The following is a 1,045-nucleotide window of genomic DNA, read 5'->3' as shown; positions in this document are numbered from 1 at the left end:
ACCGGGATCCGCAGCCGTGGATGCCCGCCCGGATAGGTGTCGAGGCAATCCCAGGTCAGTCGGCGGATTTCGTCGCGGCGGGCGCCGGACCACCGCAGCAACAACAGCGCGGCCCTTTGTAGCGGGTCGGCCAGGTCGTCGACCGCGGTCATGATCGCGTCGAGTTCGTGTTGCGGAAGATACCGGGGAATCGACTCCGGGCGCCGGGGTGTGTCACGAGAGGTCAGCAACGGTCGCCCTGGCACCTCCGCCCATCCCCAGACCGCGGTGTCGCGGCAGAACCCGGCGATCGCGTTGAGTTCGTGCTTAACCGTGGTCGTCGCCAGCGGCAGACCGGTGTGCTGACTCGGACAGGTCGGCAGCCACCGCATGTACTCCTCGACGATGGCGCGATCAACCTGGGCGAAACTGTGGACCTGCGGGTGATTTTCGCCGAGCCAGTTGACGAACCGGCGCAGAGCCTGCCGGGCGTTGTGCACTGTCTGCGGGCGATCGAGCTTGGCGTCGAGCCGCAGTTGTAGGTATCTCTCGATGACCGCCCTGATTTTGGGCGGACACGGTTCGGGGAGCAATCGGTCGGTCCAGTTTTCGATCGTTCGCGTGCCGATGCGCGGCGCTGTGGTGACCTGGCCGAGGTTGTACAGCAGCACGTGGGTGGCGTGCAGGTTCGCGAGGTGATTGCGGAGGAACCCGCGGTTGGCGTCCGGGTCATCGTGAAACTGGCCGTTCGCGAACAGGGTCCGGCGCAGAACATTGAAATCGTCGCGTGCGGCGAAGTCGCGGATGGCTGACCCGAATGCGAACAGATCGGCGGCGGTGATCGCGGTCAGGTCGGGGTCGCCGCGGTGGAGCATGACCCGGCCCAGGCACCACGTCAGACTGTTCCGGGCCTTGGCCGGGGAGTGGCCCAGTTCGGTCAGTCGCGCGACCCACTGCTCGAACAGTACGAGATCGACGCCGAGGCCGGAGCTGCCGCTGCGCCGGTCCAGCAGACGTGCGTACTTTCGGCCGAGAAGGAAGTCGAAGTCCAGGCCAACCCCTTGCA

At 66.3% G+C, this 1,045-nt stretch carries 1 pseudogene; it reads right to left on the bottom strand.

Going from position 1 to position 1,045, the window contains the following annotated elements:
* A pseudogene (locus MLGJGCBP_RS47915) lies at positions 1-1,045 on the bottom strand (tyrosine-type recombinase/integrase); the annotation flags it as partial.

The organism is Rhodococcus sp. T7 (assembly GCF_009872365.1).
In the GTDB taxonomy this organism is placed as follows: domain Bacteria; phylum Actinomycetota; class Actinomycetes; order Mycobacteriales; family Mycobacteriaceae; genus Rhodococcus_F.
This window is presented reverse-complemented; position numbering and strand designations above follow the sequence as displayed.